Source organism: Asticcacaulis biprosthecium C19, assembly GCF_000204015.1.
Classification (GTDB): Bacteria; Pseudomonadota; Alphaproteobacteria; order Caulobacterales; family Caulobacteraceae; genus Asticcacaulis; species Asticcacaulis biprosthecius.
Map to the genome: position 1 here is coordinate 1,817,481 of NZ_GL883077.1, position 2,551 is coordinate 1,820,031.

Annotated in this window: 1 protein-coding gene; it reads right to left on the reverse strand. The window is 62.8% G+C overall.

Annotation, left to right across the window (positions count from 1 at the left end; translation table 11 throughout):
• Positions 1 to 2,551 (reverse strand): carbamoyl-phosphate synthase large subunit (gene carB / locus ABI_RS08465; protein ID WP_040308721.1); only part of this gene is annotated, 2,551 nt, incomplete at both ends.

Genomic DNA, 2,551 nt, shown 5'->3' on the forward strand with positions numbered 1-2,551 from the left:
GGTGTTGAAGACCAGGGCGATCTCGCCGTTCTTGATGGCGTCCAGGATGTTCGGACGGCCTTCCAGCACCTTCTTGACCTTTTCGACGTGGACGCCGCGTTCGGCCAGATAGTCATAGGTGCCGCCAGTGGCGACGACCTTGAAGCCCAGCTCCAGCAGCAGGCGGATCGACTCGACGATGACCGGCTTGTCCTGGTCCTTGACCGAGACGAAGACCTTGCCTTTGGTCGGCAGGATGGTGCCGCTGCCCTGCTGGGACTTGGCAAACGCCCGCGAGAAGGCGTCGATCATCTCTTCGCCATCGCGTATCCAGTCCAGGCCCATGACTTCACCGGTCGAACGCATTTCCGGCCCCAGTACCGTGTCGACATTGGCGAAGCGGGCGAAGGGGAAGACGGCTTCCTTGACCGCGACATGGCGGTAGTCGCGCGGTTTCAGGTTGAACTCAGCCAGCGACTTGCCGGCCATGATCTTGGCGGCGATACCGGCCAGGGGCTGGCCCAAGGTCTTGGCGACGAAGGGGACGGTCCGCGAGGCGCGCGGATTGACTTCCAGCACGTAGATCTTGGGGTCGGTATAGGGGTTTTCGATGGCGAACTGCACGTTCATCAGGCCGCGGACCTTCAAAGCCCTGGCCAGTTCGATGGTCTGGCGTTCGAGTTCCTTGACCGTTTCGGGTTTGAGCGAGAAGGGGGGCAGGGAACAGGCCGAGTCGCCGGAGTGAACGCCGGCTTCTTCGATATGCTCCATAATGCCGGCGACAAAGACGCTGTCGCTGTCGGCCCCAGAATAATCACTTAGTGCATCGGCATCGACCTCGATGGCGGCCGACAGATACTGATCGATCAACACCGGCGAGTCCCCCGACACCTGGACAGCTTCACGGACATAGCGGGCCAGTTGCTCGTCGTCGCGGATGATTTCCATGGCGCGGCCGCCCAGGACGTAGGACGGGCGGATGACGATAGGGTAGCCGACTTCGTGGGCGGCGCGGAAAGCCTCTTCCGGCGTGCGCGCGATGGCGTTGATAGGCTGGGTGAGTCCGATGTCGCGCAGCAGGTGTTGGAAGCGTTCGCGGTCCTCGGCCAGGTCGATGGCGTCGGGCGAGGTCCCCAAAATCGGGATGCCTTCGTCTTCGAGGGCCTGGGCCAGCTTGAGCGGGGTCTGGCCGCCGAACTGGACGACCACGCCCAGCAGTTCGCCGTTTGACTGTTCAACGGCAATCAGCTCCAGCACATCCTCGGCCGTCAGGGGCTCAAAATAGAGGCGGTCGGAGGTGTCGTAATCGGTCGACACGGTTTCCGGGTTGCAGTTGACCATGATGGCTTCGACACCGATGTCTTTGAACGCAAAGGCGGCATGACAGCAGCAATAGTCGAATTCGATGCCCTGGCCGATCCGGTTGGGACCGCCGCCCAGGATGATGGCCTTCTTGCGGTCGGACGGTTCGGCTTCGTTCTCGGCAGGCTGGCCAAGGGCGCCCGACTCATAGGTCGAATACATGTAGGCGGTGTTCGAGCGGAACTCGGCAGCGCAGGTGTCGATGCGCTTGAAGACCGGACGCACGCCCAAGGCGCGGCGGGCGGTGCGGACCTCGACCTCGGTCGTGCCGGTCAGCTTGGCCAGGCGGACGTCGGAGAAGCCCATGGCCTTCAGCGCGCGCATGGCTTTCGCGGTGTGGGGCAGGCCCAGGGCGGCGATCTTGGCTTCTTCGGAGACGATGGTCTCGATCTGGCGAAGGAACCACGGCTCGTAAAAACAGGCGGCGTGGATGTCTTCGACGCTGAGGCCGTGGCGGAAGGCCTGGGCAATGACGCGGATCCGGTCGGGCGTAGCACGGCCCAGTTCGCGAATGACGGCTTCGCGGATAGCCTGAGGTTCAGCGTCTTTAACGCCCTTGATCTCGACCTCGTCAAAGCCCGACAGGCCGGTTTCCAGGCCGCGCAGGGCCTTTTGCATCGACTCGGCGAAGGTGCGGCCGATGGCCATCACCTCGCCGACCGACTTCATCGAGGTGCCCAACAGAGGCTCTGAGCCGGGATATTTTTCGAAGGCGAAGCGAGGGATCTTGGTGACGACATAGTCGATCGACGGCTCGAACGAGGCCGGGGTGGTCTGGGTGATGTCGTTCTTCAGTTCGTCCAGCGTATAGCCGACCGCCAATTTCGCGGCGATCTTGGCAATCGGGAAGCCGGTGGCTTTCGACGCCAGTGCCGAGGAACGCGACACGCGCGGGTTCATCTCGATGACGATCATGCGGCCGTCGGCCGGGTTGAGCGCGAACTGCACGTTGGAACCGCCCGTTTCGACGCCGATCTCGCGCAACACGGCCAGGCTGGCCGAACGCATGATCTGATATTCCTTATCGGTCAGGGTCAGGGCCGGGGCGACCGTGATGGAATCACCCGTGTGCACGCCCATCGGGTCGACGTTTTCGATCGAACAGACGATGATGCAGTTGTCGGCGGTGTCGCGCACGACCTCCATCTCGTATTCCTTCCAGCCGAGGATCGATTCTTCGATCAGGACTTCGGTGGTCGGCGACAGGTCG